Origin of the sequence: Parabacteroides sp. AF39-10AC (assembly GCF_003635405.1) — a bacterium.
Lineage (GTDB): Bacteria > Bacteroidota > Bacteroidia > Bacteroidales > Tannerellaceae > Parabacteroides > Parabacteroides distasonis.
The window spans coordinates 1-3,727 of sequence record NZ_QTLP01000065.1; the positions used below are offsets into that span (position 1 = coordinate 1).

Annotated in this window: 1 protein-coding gene and 1 pseudogene; both read left to right on the plus strand. The window is 47.0% G+C overall.

What is annotated here, in order from left to right:
• Positions 1-65: 65 nt before the first annotated feature.
• Positions 66-2,385, plus strand: a pseudogene (locus DW033_RS24090) (ATP-binding protein).
• Positions 2,378-3,700 (plus strand): sigma-54 dependent transcriptional regulator, encoded by a 1,323-nt coding sequence (locus tag DW033_RS24095; RefSeq protein WP_004291471.1) that lies wholly within the window; start codon positions 2,378-2,380, stop codon positions 3,698-3,700. The pseudogene DW033_RS24090 and the gene DW033_RS24095 overlap by 8 nt, the downstream one beginning before the upstream one ends.
• Positions 3,701-3,727 lie beyond the last annotated feature (27 nt).

Consider the following 3,727-nt stretch of genomic DNA (forward strand, 5'->3'; position numbering starts at 1 on the left):
AATATCCGCATGAACGAAAAAGATAAACTTTTATTCATGTTCCAAAAATCAATGTCATTAAAATAATGGAGCGGTCAGGAAATTTCTATAAGGCAATACGGTTGGGATATATACTTATCTCCATTCTTATCGGATGTATGGCATATAATAGCCTCTATGAATGGCAGGAGATAGAAGCATTAGAACTTGGCAATAAAAAAATAGACGAGCTCCGAAAAGAAATAAACAATATCAATATTCAAATGATAAAATTTTCTCTATTGGGTGAAACAATACTGGAATGGAACGATAAAGATATCGAGCATTACCATGCACGGCGTATGGCAATGGACAGTATGCTCTGCCGTTTCAAGGCCACCTATCCAGCAGAGCGCATCGATAGTGTGCGCAGTCTTTTAGAGGATAAGGAACGACAGATGTTCCAGATAGTCCGGTTAATGGATGAACAACAATCTATTAACAAGAAGATAGCCAATCAAATTCCGGTTATTGTACAGAAAAGTGTGCAGGAACAGTCCAAAAAGCCAAAACGAAAAGGTTTCTTAGGCATATTCGGCAAAAAAAAGGAAGTAACTCCAGCAGTATCAACCACTATCCTTCATTCGGTCAATAGAAACGTAATCAGCGAACAGAAAGTGCAGGATCGCCAATTGTCGGAACAAGCCGACAGCCTTGCAGCTCGTAATGCAGAACTTAACAGACAACTGCAAGAATTGATTTGCCAAATAGAAGAAAAGGTACAAACCGAACTGCAAAGCCGGGAAAACGAAATAGTTGCCATGCGTGAAAAGTCATTTATGCAAGTAGGCGGTTTAATGGGATTCGTTCTTCTATTGTTGTTAATTTCCTACATCATCATACATCGTGATGCAAAAAGCATTAAACAATACAAGCACAAGACAACTGCCTTTGATAAGGCAACTGGAACAATCCGTACAACGGAACGAGGCACTGATAACGTCAAGGAAGAAGGCGGTACATACTATCACCCATGAACTGCGCACACCGCTGACAGCAATAACAGGCTATGCCGGACTGATACGGAAAGAACAGTGTGAGGATAAGTCCGGGCAGTATATCCAAAACATACTGCAATCCTCCGACCGTATGCGGGATATGCTTAACACTTTGCTTGACTTCTTCCGCCTGGACAACGGCAAGGAACAGCCCCGTCTGTCACCCTGCCGGATTTCAGCAATCACGCACACACTTGAAACGGAGTTCATGCCTGTTGCCGTGAACAAAGGGCTGTCCTTGTCCGTGAAGACTGGACACGATGCCATTGTATTGACCGACAAAGAGCGAATAATACAAATCGGGAATAACCTGCTGTCAAACGCTGTCAAGTTCACAGAAGAAGGCGGTGTTTCTTTGATTACTGAATATGATAATGGAGTTCTGACACTGGTCGTTGAAGATACAGGTACAGGCATGACAGAAGAGGAACAGAAACAAGCGTTCGGTGCGTTTGAACGTCTATCAAATGCCGCCGCAAAGGAGGGTTTCGGGCTTGGGCTTGCCATAATGCGTAATATTGTGTCGATGCTTGGCGGAACAATCCGTTTAGACAGCAAGAAAGGGAAAGGCAGTCGTTTCACAGTTGAAATTTCTATGCAGGAAGCTGAAGAACAGCTTGGATATACAAGCAATACACCTGTTTATCATAACAATAAATTCCATGATGTTGTCGCCATTGACAATGATGAGGTATTACTTCTGATGCTGAAAGAGATGTATTCCCAAGAAGGAATACACTGCGACACTTGCACCGATGCTGCGGCACTGATGGAAATGATACGCCAGAAAGAATACAGCCTGTTGCTGACAGACTTGAATATGCCCGATATAAACGGTTTCGAATTGCTGGAACTGTTGCGTTCGTCCAACGTGGGCAATTCACCAACAATCCCGGTGGTTGTGGCAACCGCTTCGGGCAGTTGTAACAAAGGGGAACTATTGGCAAAAGGCTTTGCCGGATGCCTGTTCAAACCGTTCTCCATATCGGAACTGATGGAGGTTTCCGACAGGTGTGCCATAAAAGCGACACCGGACGGGAAACCGGACTTTTCCGCCTTATTGTCCTATGGCAATGAAGCCGTCATGCTGGAAAAGTTGATAACTGAAACAGAAAAGGAAATGCAGGCGGTACGGGATGCAGCAAAAGAAAAAGACCTGCAAAAGCTGGATTCCCTGATCCACCACCTGCGCAGTTCGTGGGAGGTGCTCCGTGCCGACCAACCGCTGAATGTACTTTACGGATTGCTTCGTGGCGATGCTCTCCCGGATGGTGAAGCGTTAAGCCATGCCGTGACTGCCGTGCTGGATAAGGGAGTGGAAATAATACGGTTGGCAGAAGAGGAAAGGAGAAAATACGAAGATGAATAAGACAAAAATAATTGTGGTGGAAGACAACATCGTGTATTGCGAATATGTCTGCAATATGCTGTCACGGGAGGGCTACCGCAATATGAAGGCTTACCACCTCTCAACCGCGAAGAAACATCTGCAACAGGCAACAGATAATGATATCGTGGTTGCCGACCTGCGTCTGCCTGACGGCAGTGGCATAGACCTTTTGTGCTGGATGCGAAAGGAGGGAAAGATGCAGCCCTTCATCATTATGACCGACTACGCCGAAGTTAATACCGCCGTGGAAAGCATGAAACTCGGCTCGATAGACTATATTCCCAAACAGCTTGTGGAGGATAAACTTGTCCCCCTGATCCGTTCCATACTGAAAGAACGTCAGGCAGGACAACGCCGTATGCCTATATTCGCCCGTGAAGGTTCCGCCTTTCAGAAAATCATGCACCGCATAAGGCTGGTAGCCGCCACCGATATGAGCGTGATGATATTTGGTGAGAACGGCACGGGCAAGGAGCATATTGCCCACCTGTTGCATGACAAGAGCAAACGTGCAGGCAAGCCATTTGTGGCGGTGGACTGCGGTTCACTCTCCAAAGAGCTTGCACCGTCGGCTTTCTTCGGACACGTCAAAGGTGCATTTACAGGTGCGGACAATGCCAAGAAAGGATATTTCCATGAGGCGGAAGGCGGCACGTTGTTTCTGGACGAGGTAGGAAACCTCGCGTTGGAAACCCAACAGATGTTGCTCCGTGCCATACAGGAGAGGCGGTATCGCCCGGTCGGAGACAAGGCAGACCGGAATTTCAATGTCCGCATCATCGCTGCTACCAATGAAGATTTGGAGGTATCGGTGAATGAAAAGCGTTTTCGGCAGGATCTTCTGTACCGCCTGCACGACTTCGGGATAACCGTTCCTCCGTTGCGTGACTGTCAAGAAGACATTATGCCGCTGGCAGAGTTCTTCCGTGATATGGCAAACAGAGAGCTGGAGTGTAGCGTGAGCGGGTTCAGTTCCGAAGCACGTAAAGCGTTGCTGACACACGCATGGCCGGGCAACGTGCGGGAACTTCGGCAGAAAGTTATGGGTGCTGTATTGCAGGCGCAGGAAGGTGTTGTCATGAAAGAGCATCTGGAACTTGCCGTGACGAAACCGACCTCTACTGTCAGCTTCGCCTTGCGCAATGACGCGGAGGATAAGGAGCGGATATTGCGTGCGTTGAAACAGGCAAACGGCAACCGGAGTGTCGCCGCAGAACTGCTCGGCATAGGCAGGACAACACTATACAGCAAACTTGAAGAGTATGGACTTAAATATAAATTCAAGCAATCATAGCCCGTAATTCACTGAATTTGGCTATCT

Coding starts and splice junctions, on each gene's coding strand:
- DW033_RS24095 (WP_004291471.1), top strand. CDS start 2,378: ATGAATAAGACAAAAATAATTGTGGTGGAAGACAACATCGTGTATTGC.